The following is a 15,903-nucleotide window of genomic DNA, read 5'->3' on the forward strand; positions in this document are numbered from 1 at the left end:
TAGTTTGCCCGGAGACCTCTAAGAATGCCTGGATCAAGTTTACGGGCAGGCGACACGCTCCGACCGGCCCACGCCACGGTGATCCGGAATCACCAGGTCATAACCGGGAAACGCACGCCGGAAGGTCGCAACCACCGGATACAAGGACGCCCCGGACTCACCAGGCCCACCAGCCAACAACCAAACCTCCCCACGCCGCTCCACCGTCTCGGCAGGAAACCAGCGCACGAACAGCTTCAGCGAACCATCGGCCGGCGATTCATGCCGCAGCGGAACATGGGTGGTGACACAAAGGCTACCTTTCAGCGCAGGAGCCGAATCCGCATCGGCGCACGCCACCGGCGCCTCGAAAGCCAGCTCCGCACGCGCGGGAAGGGCTGCAAATAGTGCAGCCGCAAGAACAACACATCGAAACATCGACTTTCATCCCCTGATGAGCAGGCGACAGGATGCCAGTGTGTTGGTGATGGGGGAATGTCCATCGGTAATGGGTGATTGCGGGCTGAGTACGCCTAAGAGCTACCTGGTGCCGCAGAGCTCTTACGGGCTCTGGGAATAATTGCGGATCTGCCTTCCTTGATCGCGCTGGAACTCCCGAGTTTCCGGCTCAACAAGGCCCAGAATTCCTTGGTTCAAGCGATAATCCACGCCAGAGATAACCAATCGAATCAGCCGGAGAGCAACATGCGGTTTGTTTACCTACTTCTCTGCATCGCAGGCACAGCCCTGCCCCTCGCCCAGTTTGTGCCATGGCTGTCTGCCAACGGCCTCAATGTGCCGCTGCTGTTGCAGCAGGCGACGTCCAGCAAAATCGCTGCATTCGCTTGGGCTGATGTACTCATCTCCGGGCTTGCGACTATCGCGCTGATCTTTTCTGAAGGACGCAGACTGAAGATGCGCCGTCTGTGGATCCCTTTATCTAGTCTTATAGTTGGCCCCTCACTGGCATTGCCTCTTTTCCTAATGCTCAGACACCAACACATGCGAAGAAGCCACCGCCCAGAGACCAGGGGATGATTCCGCTTCAACCGCAAATAAGATCTAAATTATTCAAAAGGGAGAGCAAATGCACCGCGGCGGCCTAATTTCACACAATATCGCAAAAGAAGTTAGAAAGGTCGATTTCTTTCTAGAACCAAGCCTGCGAGATGCCCCAACCCTCAAAGCATCCATTGAGCAAGCGACTAAATACCTCGCGCTCCCAACCACCCTCGTAGCTGCGATCTCGTATGGAGAAATGGGCGCAAAGCCAATAGCCCGTGCAAAAGAGCACTCCGCAACGATCGCCTTACGAATGCTAAATCGCATACTAAAGGCAGCGTCCACCTCCCACTATGAAAGCCGCGACGACATCGTCGATGCACTAAAAACCATCCTCACCGAGCAGGTCGCCTTCACAGTAATCAAGGTCGATGTAAAAAGCTTCTACGAGTCATTCAGCAAAGAAACAATATACAACCACATCGCATCCACCAAGCGAATTCACCCTTCCGCAAAAAGAGCACTAAAAACATTGGTGGATCATCATTCTTCCCAAGGCCATTCGGGATTACCCCGGGGCCTAGTAGTTAGCCCAACACTTGCAAATGCAATGATGGATTGCTTTGACAGCTCGGTAAAGAAAGAAGAGCAGGTTTTTTTCTACAAGAGATTCGTAGACGACATAGTCCTAGTTATGCAACCTGGCGACAGTCCATCCCAGAAAATCGCTGAGATCGAGAAACTACTCCCGACAGGCATGACATTCAAGAAATCAAAAAACCTCTTTCTACTTCTCGATAAATGCACACCAAAAGAGAACGCAACAACCAAAAAAACGCTATTTCTGAAGTTCGACTATCTTGGTTACTCTTTTCACATAGCGAAATCAGAGCACAACTTTCGCACAGATCACACCCGCGACGTGTGGCTCGACATCGCGAGAAATAAAATAGCGCGCACAAAAACGAGAATCATGAAATCGTATTTGGATTATTTAAAAACCAAAGATTTCAGTCTACTCGAAAAACGGATTCGCCACTTGACGAGCAACATCAGCATCCGAGACAGAAGTAAAGGCATTACCAGACTTTCCGGAATTCACTTCAATTACCCCCTGGTGGATCTGGACCGCTCGGAAAACATAATAGAGCTTGACAAGTTCCTAAGATCAACACTGCGCTCAACAAAGGGCAGGATCTTTAAGAAACTATCCGCCGCCCTTACCCAATCCCAACTAGCCCAACTTCTTCGGCATAGCTTCTATTCCGGAGCAAGAAACAAGCGATTCTATCAATTTAGCCCTAAGGAGCTAAGCCGCATTCAGAGGTGTTGGAAATATGAATGAGAAAAGAAAGGTAAAAGTTAGGAAAAGCGACAGACTCCGCGCCCTCGTAACTGAAACATCCCCAGCGGAGACACCCATAATATTCTCGAACGACGGACTATATATCCGCGCGATAAAGAACCAATCCACATCATCAGGACTTGCCGAGCAGGTATTTGACAAAGTAATTCGGCAGGAGGGCCAAGACCTATGGCACGTTCCGTACTCTTACAAGATTAAGAAAAGCTCATTATCTCACCGCCAATTGTCCATCCCCCACCCAGGATCACAGTGGCGAATGATGGAATTTTATGAAAAGTACTCAGCACTAATTACCACCTACACAAGCAAAAGCAGCTCAACGCTTAGAGCACCAAAGGGCGTTGCAGCCTCCTACTTCACAAGGGGGCAAGAAAGCGAAATTTCGCGCTACAAACGATCACAAGTATCACTGAACGAGCTGGATAAGTATCTATCGCACAGCCCATCATTCTTCTCTTACCGCGGCCACGGCAGACTTTACAAGTTTTTTGATTCTAATGAATTCATAGACCTAGAGCAGAAGTTCAAGAATTTGTTGATGCTCGATGTCGCAAAGTGCTTCGACAGCATTTATACCCACACAATACTATGGGCAGTTAAAAGCAAATCGTTTGCCAAAGACAACTTCAAACCGCAGTCCTTTGGCAGCAAGTTCGACAAACTCATGCAATGCGCAAATCACGGCGAGACAAGTGGAATCGTTATTGGGCCTGAGATAAGTCGGATATTTGCTGAAATTGTCCTACAAGAAGTTGACGAAAAAGTAAAAGAAAATCTATTGAATCAAGGCTACAAGAACGGAGAGGACTATGAGCTACGTCGATACGTCGATGATTTTTTTGTTTTTACAAACGATACAAAAACATCCTCAATCGTATTCGCCGAGATTGAATCCGAGCTCTCAAAGCTAAAGCTTAACGTAAACGATTCAAAGATAAGGCGCCATGAGCGCCCATTCCTTACCGAGAAGTCGAAATCCATCCTAGACGCAAAGGCTCTTCTTTCAAAGTTTGTTCGGAAATTCACAAAACAAAGTCGCGGCGAGAACAGAAATCTGATCGCCACGCCAATTTTCAAACATGACAGACTTTTTCTTAGCTTTTGCAATGACGTAAAGACGTGCTGTTCCGCCAATAAATGCGGATACGACGAAATATCTGCATATCTAATCTCAGCGATAAAGAACAGAGCCGTCTCCTTGATGGACTCATACCATCAATCACCACAGCATCCACTAGGCTCTCCCGAGGCCGCCGATCACGAAAAAAACACCTATGAAGCCCTTGCCGTTATAATAAAGTGCATCTTTTTCCTATATAGCGTTGCCCCTTCGGTAAATGCTTCATATAAACTTTCGATGCTAATAATTATAATCTCTAGGTTCTCTAAATCCAGCCTAAAGGACTACTCCCCTGCACTGACCGCGGCACTCATAACTGAGGCCACAAGAACTATCGAGCTATCCAGTAGCGAATCCAGAACTGATGGGTTTGTGGACCTGGAGACCCAAAATATCCTTCTTGCTGTCAGCGAATTCGATGCAGAGCTAAGCATCCCCTCTAAAATCTTGGAAACTGCATTCATTTCAGAAAACAGACCCGCCTCTTACTTTAATCTCGTTTCGGCCATGTACTACATTAAGTCCGGACCTGATTACGCAGTAATCCGAAAGTGGGTTTGTGAAAGCGTGGACTCACTACTTGCAGAATCCGGCGATCACACAAAGCACACCGAAAAACTGCTAACAGCGCTGGACTTCATTGGCTGCCCTCATATTGAAATCCAAAGACGCATCGCTTGGGCCACAATGCTCCTCGACAACTTGGGCTTGCCCACCTCTGGTGCTTCGGCTATCGATGAACTAGTCAAGGATTTTGAGACCATACCTTGGTTTATCGATTGGAAAGAAATCGATCTACTGAATTTGCTCGAGCGCAAAGAGTTGCGTGCGGTCTACTAGTCGTGGAATCATGTGCGCTCGTTGGGGTGGCCGATAGGCTCTGAAATTTGCAATCTACTGGGATGCGTAGATGCACGCGTAGCTCAGGGCGGCTTCGGCCGCACACACTATTGAGATGAGGCCACCCCTTCGTTTCATCCTTAGTGATAGAACTAGACTGGGTTAAATTCCGGCCAGCTTCTGATTATTCCGCAGATCTGGCATAGGACGCTGATTGATGCTTTGGTCCCGCGTTATCTCAACATGAAAAAGCATCGAGAAGTTGCGTAGTTCAGCTGAGCCAAAGCTTGAAGAGTTTTACGCTTTATTCGCGCCCGCTTCGCAATCAAGCGATCTGCAACTCACCCACCACCAAACCGCCTCCGATACTCCCCCGGCGACAACCCCACAACTCTGCTAAACACCTTCCGGAACGAACCCGGGTCGCTGTAACCCACGTCCCAGGCGATCCGCTCCAGCGGCACGTTACTGGTCTGCAGCATCTCCCGGGCGCGGGCCACGCGTACGCGCTGGCAGTATTCGGTGGCGGTCATGCCGGTGGCTTTCTGGAAGCGGCGCAGGAAGGTGCGCTCTTCCAGCCCTGCGCGTTGTGCAAGTTCGGCGGATACAACCTGTTTGGCGTGGGTGTCGTGCAGCCATTGCTGCACGGCCAGCACAGCGGCGTCGCCGTGCGTCATGCGTGGCGAGAAACTGCTGTAGTAGCGCTGTTGGCGGCCGGGTGGGTCGATCAATAGCGTGCGTGCTACATCCAGCATCACCGCGGCGCCGAGGTAGCGGTCCACCAGCCGCAGGCCGAGGTCGGTCCAGGCCATGGCACCGCCTGCGCTGAAGATGTCGCCGCCGTCGATGAGCATCTGGTCCACGTCCAGCGTCACGTCCGGAAAGCGTGCGGCCAGCAATTCGGCGTATTGCCAGTTGGTGGTGATGGTGCGGCCGGCCAGGCGCCCGGTTTCGGCCAGCAGGAATGCGCCGGCGCAGACCGATGCGAGGGTAGTGCCGTCGTCATGCAATGCGCGCAGCCAGCCCAGGTAGGGCGCGGCGGCTTCGGTGGAAATCGGTGGTTGCATGCTGGGCGGCAGGATCATTACCCGCGGCGTACCGCTTGGCGGCTGGCTTGAGCTGTAGACGGCTTGCGGCGCTTGGCCGGGCGCTTCGATGCGCCAATGCGTGACCTGCAGTCCGGGCGCGGCGGCTGCTGCGCGTTCGCTGGCGAGCCGGCCGGCCAGGGCGAACAGGTCGGTGAGGCCGAGCACCGCCGCCAGCTGGGCGCCGGGATACAGCAGGATTCCCACTTGGATGTGACCGTCGGTGCGCATCTGTCGGTACCGCCCTCAAGAATGTCGGTAGCGCCTCTTCGTGGTGGCAGGCCGGTCGCGGAGACTTCTCCCACCATTCAACCACCCATAAGGGAGCCGTACATGAGCAAGCGCGCCATTATCGTCGTCGATCTCCAGAATGAATACCTTGCCACCGGCAAGCTGCCGCTGGTGGGCATTGATGCCGCCACCGCAAACGCAGTGCGCGTGATTGCCGATGCGCGGTCCAAGGGCGTGCCGGTGCTGCATGTCCGCCATGAATCCGCCAGCAGTGATGCGCCGATCTTCGTGCCGGGCTCGGACGGGGTGCGGATCATGGCCGCTGTCGCACCCATCGGCGACGAGCCGGTGATCGTCAAGAACCACGTCAATTCGTTCCGCGATACCGATCTGCAGCAGCAGCTTGAGGCGCGCGGTATCGAGGACGTGGTGGTGGTTGGTGCGATGAGCCATATGTGCGTGGATGCGGTGGTGCGTGCGTCCGCCGACATGGGCTATGCGGTAACCGTGCTGCACGACGCCTGCGCTACCCGTGACCTGGAATTCAACGGCGTTGTGGCGCCGGCTGCGCAGGTGCATGCGGCGATGATGGCGTCGTTTGAGTTCGGGTATGGGCGGGCTGTTGCTACGGATAGCTATCTGCAGGGCTGATAGCCAGCGACGAGGGTAGATGGAAAAGGGGCAGCCCAGCCCTGCCAAGCCCATGCATGGCGGGGAGGCTCCCAATTTGGGAGCCTCCTCCTCTAGAACGTCGGGTCAATGACGGGAAGCAAGCCAAGATCGTTCATATCCATCTCCACTTCGTTGGCCCGTTGAATGTGATCCTTGTTTGCCAGATCAAATGCCTGATCAACGGTTACCACGATGGAGCCGCCGGGCGCGGGAAGAATGGTGGCCGCCAGAGGTAGCTGCTGTTGGGTCACTGTCTTTGGTACGTACGCCATCCAGCCCACGCATTTGCGATGCGGGAACGTCGCATACTTGCTTTTGTAGTACTGGAACTCCCCGTCCACTTTGTCGTACACGTCGGCAAACGCAAACGTGGTTCCCCGCTCACCTTCCAACACCGCAAGCATGATGTCAGCAACCAACTGCGTGGGGTTGGCTTGAACTTGGTCCGGGCGGTACAGCGAAACCGTCATGTACCCCATTCCAGGGATGTAATCGATCTCGATCAAGCCAGGTCGCCGCTTCGTCCCGTTGTCGTTGACCAGCGCCGCACTAAGTGATTCTGACCCCATCAATTTGGTGCGCTCCTGCAGTCTAAGCAGGACAGCGTCCTCATCCTCAAACGGAATTAGGCTTTGCTTGGGTGTATTTTCCCCGCAGAACCATTCATGGTTTCCGGGAATGCGCCGCAGCGTTTCTAACAGATGGCGGTATGTACTACGAACGTCGGTCTCTATTCGCTTTCCGATATCGAGGCGGAGGATTGTAAATATCATGCTTGGACAACCTGCAGGATGTATGGAGTGTGGATGCAAGCAACGGGCGGCGGAATGCTGGAAGCTGCCCATTTATAGACCTCAATCTGCATGAAATGCCACTGCAGTTTTGCTTGCGGCATCGCGGTGTTTATGACTGCAATCTGCCGACCAGCCTCTTCAATCATGCCTGGGAAGACGAATCGCTGGGGGAACCCTAGCTTGGGCGCTCCATCATCCGGGGACAGAAATTGTGCGTAACGACCCTTCGCGTCCACCACAGTGCATTGGGACCTCCAGAAGCCATCGAAGTACACGCCACCGTATAGCCACTCGGTTAAGTTCAGTTGCTCGGCATTGGGCTGCGGCTCGCCCTTGATGGCCGACCATGCGCGCCCAGCAAGCGATGTGTCGAAAGCGGTTACCGGCAAGCCTGTATTCTTGTCGCAGTAGCTGAATCGCTCGGGCCCTGCGTTCATGTTGGCGATCTGCAACTGGTAATCCCAGTTGACCTTGTTCTCGCGGCGTACTGCTCGACGCGGGACCGCCGGCACCAACGCGCCCTGGTCCAATTTGCACTGGTTGCATTCAGTCGAGCTGCTTTGGTTGGTGCAGTCGCCTTCCTTTACCTGCTCCATTGGAATGACGCCGATCGCGCGCCGCAACCGCTCCAACGATGCCGAGCGCCGGAGAACCTCGCCGATGGCGCGCCCGCCTACTGGAATTGCACTGGCCATCTCTCAATTCCTCCAATTGGTCTGTGCACGGAAGATCGACAACAGATCCTCTGCTGTCAGGTTGGGGTTGATGGAGGCCCTCACCTTCAAGACCACGGCTGGTTCCCGCCGAAGCTGTCCGTTGGTGACCGTGTCTGCTCGCACCCAGCGCACCAGCGTCGGTACGCGAGTGATGTGCAGCTCGTAGGTGGCGAAGTCATAGGACTCACGTACCGCAGTCAACAACTGCTGGTCGGACATATGCTGCGTTTCGTCCGGCATGTCGCGCCGGATCTCTGCCGCAATACGCTCGGTGAAAGACTCCGGCTCTGGCAAGCGCAAGAGGGCTTCCTGCTCTGCGTTCAACTCTAAGGGCATTGTTCTACCGTCCGTTGGTGGTGCGCCAGTCGGAAAATGGCGCCATGAGGCTCTGGCTTTGCTCGGGGGTCAGGACCCGCTGCAATCGTTTGAATACGCGAGGGTCCCAGAAACGGAATAGCGCGCTGGCCCCATTGGATAACCGTAGATCCAAGAACGACTGAAGGTGCGCGAAAATCGCTTCAAAGTCCTGAGTGCTACTCAGATAGCTGACACACGGCACACAATCCCCAGTCCCCTCCAGCGCATTCAGCCATCCATGCAAACCTGTGCTCCCGTCCACTTGGACCAGCCAAGGACCTGCATCCGCATGTTTGGCCTCAGGCTGGCCAAGGAACAAGGAGCGATGGGGAAGGTCTTGGGCATAGAAGCGCAGGGTACGGGCAGCGTCGGCCCTGACCGCACAGTCAACGATGAGGTAGGTATGCATCATCAGCGCCCCAGAAATACCGTCGCGGTCTTGGCGGCTGCGAGCAGGCACTCTTCACACACCTCGGACTTCTCCGAAGAAGCGGGATTCTGCTTCTGCACCAGGGACTGCAGTACCGGCGCTGCGTCCATGACTGTTGAGGGAACTGTCCCTCCAGGCGAGCTCCCGCTGCCCCCAGCGTCAACCCAAGCATGGTTCTGCTGCCCTGATATGAGGCTGCAGCCACATGCCAACTTGTCGCCATGACGTGCCACCGCCTGACCGTCGATGATCAGCGTGCTATCCCCTGTGATGATCGGGAAGACACCTTTGTGCAGGGGGCAAACGGCTTTGTCATCTACTCGGGCAATCGGCTTTCCGTCTATGTCCGTATGGGGTGACCCATTGATGACCGATCCGCCACCGCTGTGTCTGTCACCCAGAACTATGAGCATTCTCATCAGCCAACTCCGTTTGACTTGCCCTGATTGTAGCTTCGTGTTTGCGGCGACGACAATGCGATGGCTGGCTGATGCGGAGAATGCCAGTTTTCAAAGCTATCCAATCTCACGGCGCCGGCCAGTTTGCCGCCCCCCCCACCTCAAGATAACTAGTGCTGGCATCTTTACCAGACGGGAATCATCTGGAAAGAAGTTATCCAGCGACGGGACCAAATGGGCTTGATGGGAAGCAAGGAAAGCCTACTCCAGTGAGCTCCATGCGAGGCCCGCTGAGCATTAGCGTTTGCAAGCGGTCAAACCAAGGGAAGATGGATGAACTGTTACTGGAACAGCTAGACGAGGCGCTACTGAAGCCATTCACTCAGTATCGGGAAGATGGGGAGCCATCGGTTCGATTGTTTCCACAATCAAGCGGAGTTTGAGGCCGCATAGGCCTGACCAAAAGCCCTGAGCGACTTGGTTGAGTGAGCGATATCGAACGACGCTGGCTCCTATTCGCCCCCTCTGGTAAAACCCGCCACGGAATATTCGATCAACGCTGGCCCGAACTACTGGACTTACTCAATGCGATTCAAACCATCTCACGTGGCCACCCTTCTTCTGCTGGGCGTTGCTGCGCCTGCTTTTGCCCAGACAACCATCTGCAAGGTCGAGGGTGATTCGATTGGCCCGGAGGTGATCTCTTGGGACACCAAGACGCAGCGGGCGCAAGTGAAGCTGCTGGGCGAGGACTTGCAGGGGAAGATGACCTGGAAGCGGAAGCATGATGATCTTGGTGACAAGGTCAATCTGAGCTTTACGCCTGCTGATCCGCTGTTTGGGGATGAGTATGAGTTTGTGGTGTTCCCTACCGAGAGTGGGCATCGGGTGATGGGGGTTGGCTATAAGTACTACAACGGGGTCAAGTATTTGAATATCAGCCAGGGGAACTATGTGGCTGTTTGTAGTTCGTTGTAGTTCTGAAGCTGGTTGCTTGGTTTTGTGGGAGGTGGGTTGGCTGCGAAGCTGGGGATGTTTGAGGTGTTGGTTCGTTGCGAAGAGCACCCCTCCCCGGCCCTCCCCTGCGCGGTGCGCAAGGGAGGGGGTTGGAGCTGGCTTCGCTTTTTGCTGCTGGCTTGCTGGTGGGCTCCTTTTTTTGTGGGAGCTGCGTTAGCTGCGAAGCTGGGGATGCTTGGGTTGTTGGTTTGCTGCGAAGTGCACCCCTCCCCAACCCTCCCCTGCGCTGCGCGCAAGGGAGGGGGCTGAGTTGGCTTCGCTTTTTTCTTCTGCTTGCTTGTTTGCGCTTGATTGCTGCATTAGCACAGCATGATTACGGAACGGCGAAGGTTCTACGCCTTCCATCGAACGTCACGCATTGCTGCCAGCATCACCATCCTCTCGGTTATGCTACGGCACCATTTCCGGCAAGGACGTACCGTGACCATTGGCGAATACACGCAGGTTTATCGTGGCAAGAAAGTCGTTGACTTCCAGATGGGGGGCTCGGCCGTAGCCGGCGATGTCGCTTACCGCTTGATGCAGGAATACGACAGCGCCGAGAGCCAGGAAGAACTGCTGGCCAATTTCTTCGAGCAGGTTGATCCGAAGTCGATTGAAGTGCTGATCATCGGTGCATGGGATGAAGCCTCCGGCGAGGGCCCGCAGGGCCTGATCGATGGGCTGATTGCGCGCCGTGCCGAGCTGGGCAACCTGAAGGCGCTGTTCGTGGGCGACATGACCTACGAAGACTGCGAGATGTCGTGGATCAACCAGATCTCCTACAACCCGCTGCTGGAGGCCTTCCCGGGCCTGGAGTCGCTGCGTATCCGTGGCACCTCCGAACTTGAACTGCAGCCCTTCACGCATGCGTCGCTGCAGGAGCTGGCGATCGAGAGCGGTGGCCTGCCGAACGAGATCGTCATTGCCATCGCCAACTCCACGCTGCCGGCCCTGCGCCATCTTGAGCTGTGGCTTGGCGACGATGGTTATGGCTTCGATGGCGATGTGGCGGTCTACCAGCGCCTGTTGTTGGCGATCGGGCCGGAGCGCCTGCAGTACCTGGGCCTGCGCAACGCCATGATCAGCGACGAGCTGGCGGTGTGGCTGGCCGGTGAGCCGTGGCTGGGCACGCTGCAGACACTGGACCTGTCGCTGGGCACCATCGGCGACGTCGGCGCGCAGGCGCTGTGCGAGAGCCCGAACCTGGGCAGCCTGCAGCGCATCGACCTGAGCCACCACTACATTTCCGCAGCGTGGCAGCAGAAGCTGCAGGCGCTGCCGTGCACGGTGGTGCTGGACGATCCGGAAGAAGAAGACGACGGCGACCGCTACGTGGCGGTGTCCGAGTAAGGCGAAGATGGCCAATTGGCTGTTGATCGGCCCGCGCGGCAGCCGCCGTATCGGGTGGCTGCAGCGTGCCCTGCACGATCAGGGCGCGCCTGCCGCGCATGTGTTCGACTACGAAACCCTGCTCACCGAACCTGCGCGACTGTTTGAGGCACTCGCGCAGGCGCCCGGCGCCATCGTCAAGCTGGAATCACCCGGCGAAGCGCCTGCGCTGCACCAGGCCTTGGTGCTGCGCGGCTGGGAGTTGTCCGGCGCTGCCGGCGATGCGCCCTTGCCTGCCGCGCATGGCGAGCTGGTGCATCAGCAGTTCTGGTACGCCGGCTTTGCCGATGTGCTGGCGTCGCTTCCGGCGGAGCCGCGCTACCTCAATGCACCGGCCGATCTGGCCTGCATGTCGGACAAGCTCCGCTGCCAGCATGTGCTGGCGGATGCAGGCGTGGCGGTGCCGCCCTTGTTCGGTGCGATCAGCGGCTACGAGGATCTATGCGCACGCCTGCGCGATGCCGCCTGCGAGCGCGTCTTCATCAAAGCCCGCTACGGCTCGTCCGGCGCGGGCGTGCTGGCTTATGCGCGCAACCGCGATGGCCGCGAGGTGGCCTATGGTTCGGCGGAGCTGGTCGAACAGGACGGCCGCTGGCGGGTGTTCAACTCGCTGCGGCAGCGTCGCTACGACCGGCATCGCGATATCGCACGGCTGGTGGACTTGCTGGCCGGGCAAGGCGCCTACATCGAACGCTGGATTCCGAAGTCCACCGTGCCGGGTAGCGATGGCCGCCGCTATGACGTGCGCGTGGTCGCACTCGATGGCCAGCCACGGCAGCGGGTGGCGCGGATGAGCGCGGGCGCGCTGACCAACCTGCACCTGGGCAATGCGCGCACGCAACTGGAAGCACTGCTGGATGCCGACGCCATCCGCCATCTGCAAGCTGCCACGGTGAACGCCGCGGCTGCATTCCCCGCCAGCCGCATGATCGGCTTCGACCTGATCGTGCGCGGCACGCGCAGCTGGGTGCTGGAAGCCAATGGCTTCGGCGACTTGCTGCTGGACCTGCGCCATGACGGGCGCACCACCTACGAAGACCAGGCGCTGTTGGCGCCTGCGCGTTCTGCCATCAACGAGTACGCCCATGCTTGAGACCCGCTTGCCCGACATGCACCGCATCGTCGGCAGCCATGACGTGGTGATGATCACCCTGGACGCGCTGCGCTTCGATGCGGCCCAACGCTGCTTCGAGCGCGGCGAGCTGCCGGTGCTTGCGCCGCACCTGCCGGCCGATGGCTGGGAGCTGCGGCATACGCCAGGCAGCTTCACCTATGCGGCGCACTCGGCGTTCTTTGCCGGCTTCCTGCCGACGCCTGCACGGCCGGGGCCGCATCCGCGCCTGTTCGCGCTGGAATTTGAAGGCAGCGAGACCATCGTACCGGAGACCTTCGTATTCTCCGGCCGTGCCGACATCGTCGGCGGCTTCCGCGACCAGGGCTATCGCAGCATCTGCATTGGCGGCGTTGGCTTCTTCAACCGTCGCAATGCGCTGGGCTCGCAACTGCCCAGCCTGTTCGAGGAAAGCCACTGGCAGCCCGAGCTCGGCGTGACGGCGATCGACTCCACCGAGCGCCAGGTGGCACTGGCCTGCGAGCGTCTGCAGGCCGCGGGCGAGCAGCGCTGCTTCCTCTTCATCAATGTCTCGGCCATCCACCAGCCCAACCGGCATTACCTGCCCGATTGCGACGCGGATGGACTGGACAGCCACTGCGCCGCGTTGCGCTACGTTGATGGCGAGTTGGCGGCATTGTTCGCGGCCTTGCGTGCGCGTGGGCCAGCCTTCGTGATCCTCTGTTCCGACCATGGCACCGCTTACGGCGAGGATGGCTTCCACGGCCACCGCCTCGCCCACGAGACGGTGATGAACGTCCCCTATGCGCATTTTGTGTTGAGCCCATGACCGCCCATCGTTTGCCAGAGCTGCTGCGGCTCGAGCCCTACCAGGCCTATTCCTACTCCTACCCGCACAAGTCCGCGTACCGGCCGATCACCCAACCGCCGCTGCTTGCCGATGCCTGGGCGAGTGAGCCGCGTGATGCGCTGTTCCTGTACCTGCACGTGCCGTTCTGCAGCTACCGTTGCGGCTTCTGCAATCTGTTCGCAATGGCGCGGCCGGCACCGGCGCAAGTGGAAGCCTATCTGGCGCAGATGGAGAAGCAGTTGCGGGTGACTGCCGATGCCTTGGGCGAACACCGCTTCGTGCGCTTCGCGCTGGGCGGCGGTACGCCTACCTATCTGGATGCGCCGCAACTGCAGCGGCTGTTCGATTTCGTGCAGCGCCACGCCAACATCGACCTGCATTCGATTCCTGCTGGCATCGAGGTGTCGCCGGAAACCGTGGACGCGGCGAAGATGAAGATCTGCCGCGACGCCGGCATCGACCGCGTCAGCATGGGCATCCAGAGCTTCAGCGATGCGGAAGTGCGCTCGCTGGTGCGGCCACAGCAACGCGCGGTGGTCGAGGAAGCCATCGCGCAGATTCGTGCCGCTGGCATTCCAACGCTCAACCTGGACCTGATCTACGGCATCGCCGGGCAGACTGTGGCCAGCTTCCTGACCTCGATCGACAGCGCCCTCGCCTTCCAGCCGGAAGAGCTTTACCTCTACCCGCTGTACGTGCGTCCGCACACCGGGCTGGACCGCATCGGCGCGAAGGAAGGCGGCAAACGCTCCTTCGTCATTCATCCCGAGTCGGTGGACAACCGCCTGGCCCTGTATGAAGCCGGCCGCGAGCGTCTGCTTGCCGCAGGCTATGAGCAGGTATCGATGCGCATGTTCCGAGCGGCGAACGCACCGGATTCCGGCGGGCCGGCGTACTGCTGCCAGAGCGACGGCATGGTCGGCATCGGCTGCGGCGCCCGCTCGTATACCAGCGGCCTGCACTACTCCAGCGAGTACGGCGTCAGCCGGCGCTCGGTGGCGGACATTCTTGCGCATTACCTGGAACGCGATGAGGCCTCTTTCGCCCGCATCGACTACGGCGTGCGGTTGGATGAGGACGAGCGCCGTCGCCGCTTCGTCATCCAGTCACTGCTGGCGCAGCCGGGGTTGGATCTTGCGCAATACCGCGAGCGCTTCGGCACGGAGTGCTTCGACGATCTGCCGCAGCTGGATGAGTTGTTCGAACAGGGCTTGGCGACGCGCGAGGATGCACTGGTCGCCTTGAACGACACGGGTCTCGCCCGCGCCGACACCATCGGCCCGTGGCTGATCTCCGCTGGCGTGGCCGAGCGCATGCGCGACTACCAGTTGGATTGAGCCGCGCATGCATCTTTCCATCCTCTATCGCGGCCGGCTGAGCAGTTGCAATTACGACTGCCCGTACTGCCCCTTCGCCAAGACCTACGACACCCGCGCCGCCCTACGCCGCGACGCCGAGGACCTTGCACGCTTCGTCGACTGGGCGGAGCGGCAGACGATGGAGTTGTCGGTGCTGTTCACGCCGTGGGGCGAGGGATTGGTGCGCCGCCACTACCGCGACGCGATGGTGCAGCTAAGCCATATGCCGCATGTCCGCCGCGTGGTGATACAGACCAACCTGTGCATCGGCACTCGTTGGTTGGATGCGGTCAACATCGACAGCTTCGCGCTGTGGTGCACCTATCACCCCGGGCAGGTGACCCGCGCCGCCTTCCTGGCACGCTGCCGCGAGCTGGACCGGCGCGGTGTGCGCTACACGGTTGGCATGGTGGCGATGCGTGAGCATCTGGAAGAGATCCAACTGCTGCGCGGCGAACTGCCGGACGAGGTGCCGATGTGGATCAACGCCTACGACGAGCGCCCCGCCGGTTACTACAGCGATGCCGAGATCCAGCAGCTGCAGCGCGTGGACCCGCACTTCCTGTTCAACCTCGAACCCACGGCAAGCCTGGGCGCACCCTGCTTCACCGGCGAGAACGTGGTGTCGGTGGATGGCGATGGCAACGTCAAGCGCTGCCACTTCGTCGCCGAGCCGCTGGGGAATCTGTACGACGGCAGCTTTGAGGCACAGTTGCGTCCACGCGGTTGCCCTAACCAGCGTTGTGATTGCTATATCGGCTATGCGCACCGCAAGGATCTGCCGTTCCAGCGGGATTATCCGGCGGGTGTGCTGGAGCGGTTTCGAGGGCAAGGCCCGTATTCCCCGGCCATCGCTACAACACCGTAGCTGTGAACGTAGCCCGGGTAAGCGCAGCGCACCCGGGGCTGTTGGCAGATGGGCTGAAGCATCTCCAGATCACCGATACCCGGGTGCGCTGCGCTTACCCGGGCTACGTTGCTGGTGATGCAGGTTTGTGGGAGAGCGTCAGCCGCGAGGCTGGCATGACATGAGCTGATGGTTTGCTGCCAGGAGCCCCCCCTCCCCAACCCTCCCCTGCGCTGCGCACAAGGGAGGGGGCTTGGAGTTTGCTTCGCTTTGGCTGGTCGAAACCTGCTGCCACGCTTGCCGCTATCAGGATTCCGGTAGCCGTAGCCCGGGTAAGCGCAGCGCACCCGGCGCTGTTGGCAGATGGGCTGAAGCATCTCCAGATCACCGATACCCGG

17 protein-coding genes and 1 pseudogene are annotated in these 15,903 nt (G+C 58.3%); 10 read left to right on the plus strand and 8 right to left on the minus strand.

Annotated features, from left to right (window positions below):
• Positions 1-39: 39 nt before the first annotated feature.
• A complete protein-coding gene (locus RT131_RS04865) occupies positions 40-417 on the minus strand; it encodes a hypothetical protein (RefSeq protein WP_313170785.1) in 378 nt (125 codons plus the stop codon).
• Between the two features lie 159 nt (positions 418-576).
• On the opposite strand from RT131_RS04865, the gene RT131_RS04870 reads away from it, so the two are divergent.
• The 3 genes from RT131_RS04870 to drt3b are packed head-to-tail and all read left to right on the plus strand — an operon-like array spanning position 577 to position 4,307.
• Positions 577-1,017, plus strand: coding sequence for a DUF2834 domain-containing protein (locus RT131_RS04870; protein WP_313170787.1), 441 nt, complete (start codon positions 577-579; stop codon positions 1,015-1,017).
• A 49-nt stretch (positions 1,018-1,066) separates the two neighbouring features.
• The gene (gene drt3a / locus RT131_RS04875; RefSeq protein ID WP_313170788.1) at positions 1,067-2,326 is read left to right on the plus strand and encodes an antiviral reverse transcriptase Drt3a; all 1,260 of its coding nucleotides are present in this window, start codon (positions 1,067-1,069) and stop codon (positions 2,324-2,326) included.
• On the plus strand, positions 2,319-4,307 hold the full coding sequence (drt3b, locus tag RT131_RS04880; RefSeq protein ID WP_313170790.1) for an antiviral reverse transcriptase Drt3b: 1,989 nt from the start codon (positions 2,319-2,321) through the stop codon (positions 4,305-4,307). Before drt3a ends, drt3b begins: the two co-directional genes overlap by 8 nt.
• 341 nt (positions 4,308-4,648) lie before the next feature.
• On the opposite strand, the gene RT131_RS04885 is transcribed toward drt3b, so the two are convergent.
• Entirely contained in the window at positions 4,649-5,623 is a 975-nt protein-coding gene (locus RT131_RS04885; RefSeq protein ID WP_313170792.1) for a helix-turn-helix domain-containing protein, read from the minus strand.
• 102 nt (positions 5,624-5,725) lie between these two features.
• Here RT131_RS04885 and RT131_RS04890 point away from each other — a divergent pair, with 102 nt between their 5' ends.
• On the plus strand, positions 5,726-6,274 hold the full coding sequence (locus RT131_RS04890; protein ID WP_313170793.1) for a cysteine hydrolase family protein: 549 nt from the start codon (positions 5,726-5,728) through the stop codon (positions 6,272-6,274).
• 92 nt (positions 6,275-6,366) lie between these two features.
• Here RT131_RS04890 and RT131_RS04895 read toward each other — a convergent pair whose 3' ends face one another.
• From RT131_RS04895 to RT131_RS04920, 6 genes and pseudogenes are all read right to left on the minus strand, one after another.
• Positions 6,367-7,068, minus strand: coding sequence for an Imm52 family immunity protein (locus RT131_RS04895; protein WP_313170795.1), 702 nt, complete (start codon positions 7,066-7,068; stop codon positions 6,367-6,369).
• Entirely contained in the window at positions 7,065-7,784 is a 720-nt protein-coding gene (locus RT131_RS04900) for a Tox-REase-5 domain-containing protein (RefSeq protein ID WP_313170797.1), read from the minus strand. The genes RT131_RS04895 and RT131_RS04900 overlap by 4 nt, the downstream gene beginning before the upstream one ends.
• A gap of 3 nt (positions 7,785-7,787) precedes the next feature.
• Positions 7,788-8,141 carry a hypothetical protein gene (locus tag RT131_RS04905; protein ID WP_313170799.1) on the minus strand — a complete coding sequence of 118 codons (354 nt, stop codon included), beginning with the start codon at positions 8,139-8,141 and terminating at the stop codon, positions 7,788-7,790.
• Positions 8,142-8,145: 4 nt separating this feature from the next.
• Complete coding sequence (locus RT131_RS04910; protein ID WP_313170801.1) at positions 8,146-8,574, minus strand: DUF4123 domain-containing protein; 429 nt, start codon at positions 8,572-8,574, stop codon at positions 8,146-8,148.
• Entirely contained in the window at positions 8,574-8,702 is a 129-nt protein-coding gene (locus RT131_RS04915; protein WP_313171366.1) for a hypothetical protein, read from the minus strand. Before RT131_RS04915 ends, RT131_RS04910 begins: the two co-directional genes overlap by 1 nt.
• 87 nt (positions 8,703-8,789) lie before the next feature.
• Positions 8,790-9,011, minus strand: a pseudogene (locus RT131_RS04920) (PAAR domain-containing protein); the annotation flags it as partial.
• A gap of 564 nt (positions 9,012-9,575) precedes the next feature.
• Here RT131_RS04920 and RT131_RS04925 point away from each other — a divergent pair.
• From RT131_RS04925 to RT131_RS04950, 6 genes are all read left to right on the plus strand, one after another.
• Positions 9,576-9,968 (plus strand): hypothetical protein, encoded by a 393-nt coding sequence (locus RT131_RS04925; protein WP_313170802.1) that lies wholly within the window; start codon positions 9,576-9,578, stop codon positions 9,966-9,968.
• Positions 9,969-10,427: 459 nt separating this feature from the next.
• A complete protein-coding gene (locus RT131_RS04930; RefSeq protein WP_313170804.1) occupies positions 10,428-11,339 on the plus strand; it encodes an STM4015 family protein in 912 nt (303 codons plus the stop codon).
• A gap of 22 nt (positions 11,340-11,361) precedes the next feature.
• On the plus strand, positions 11,362-12,471 hold the full coding sequence (locus RT131_RS04935; protein WP_313171331.1) for an STM4014 family protein: 1,110 nt from the start codon (positions 11,362-11,364) through the stop codon (positions 12,469-12,471).
• The gene (locus RT131_RS04940) at positions 12,464-13,279 is read left to right on the plus strand and encodes an STM4013/SEN3800 family hydrolase (protein WP_313170806.1); all 816 of its coding nucleotides are present in this window, start codon (positions 12,464-12,466) and stop codon (positions 13,277-13,279) included. The genes RT131_RS04935 and RT131_RS04940 overlap by 8 nt, the downstream gene beginning before the upstream one ends.
• On the plus strand, positions 13,276-14,637 hold the full coding sequence (locus RT131_RS04945; RefSeq protein ID WP_313170808.1) for an STM4012 family radical SAM protein: 1,362 nt from the start codon (positions 13,276-13,278) through the stop codon (positions 14,635-14,637). The genes RT131_RS04940 and RT131_RS04945 overlap by 4 nt, the downstream gene beginning before the upstream one ends.
• 7 nt (positions 14,638-14,644) lie before the next feature.
• Positions 14,645-15,526, plus strand: coding sequence for an STM4011 family radical SAM protein (locus RT131_RS04950; protein WP_313170810.1), 882 nt, complete (start codon positions 14,645-14,647; stop codon positions 15,524-15,526).
• Positions 15,527-15,903 lie beyond the last annotated feature (377 nt).

The organism is Stenotrophomonas sp. (assembly GCF_032066555.1).
Taxonomy (GTDB): domain Bacteria; phylum Pseudomonadota; class Gammaproteobacteria; order Xanthomonadales; family Xanthomonadaceae; genus Stenotrophomonas.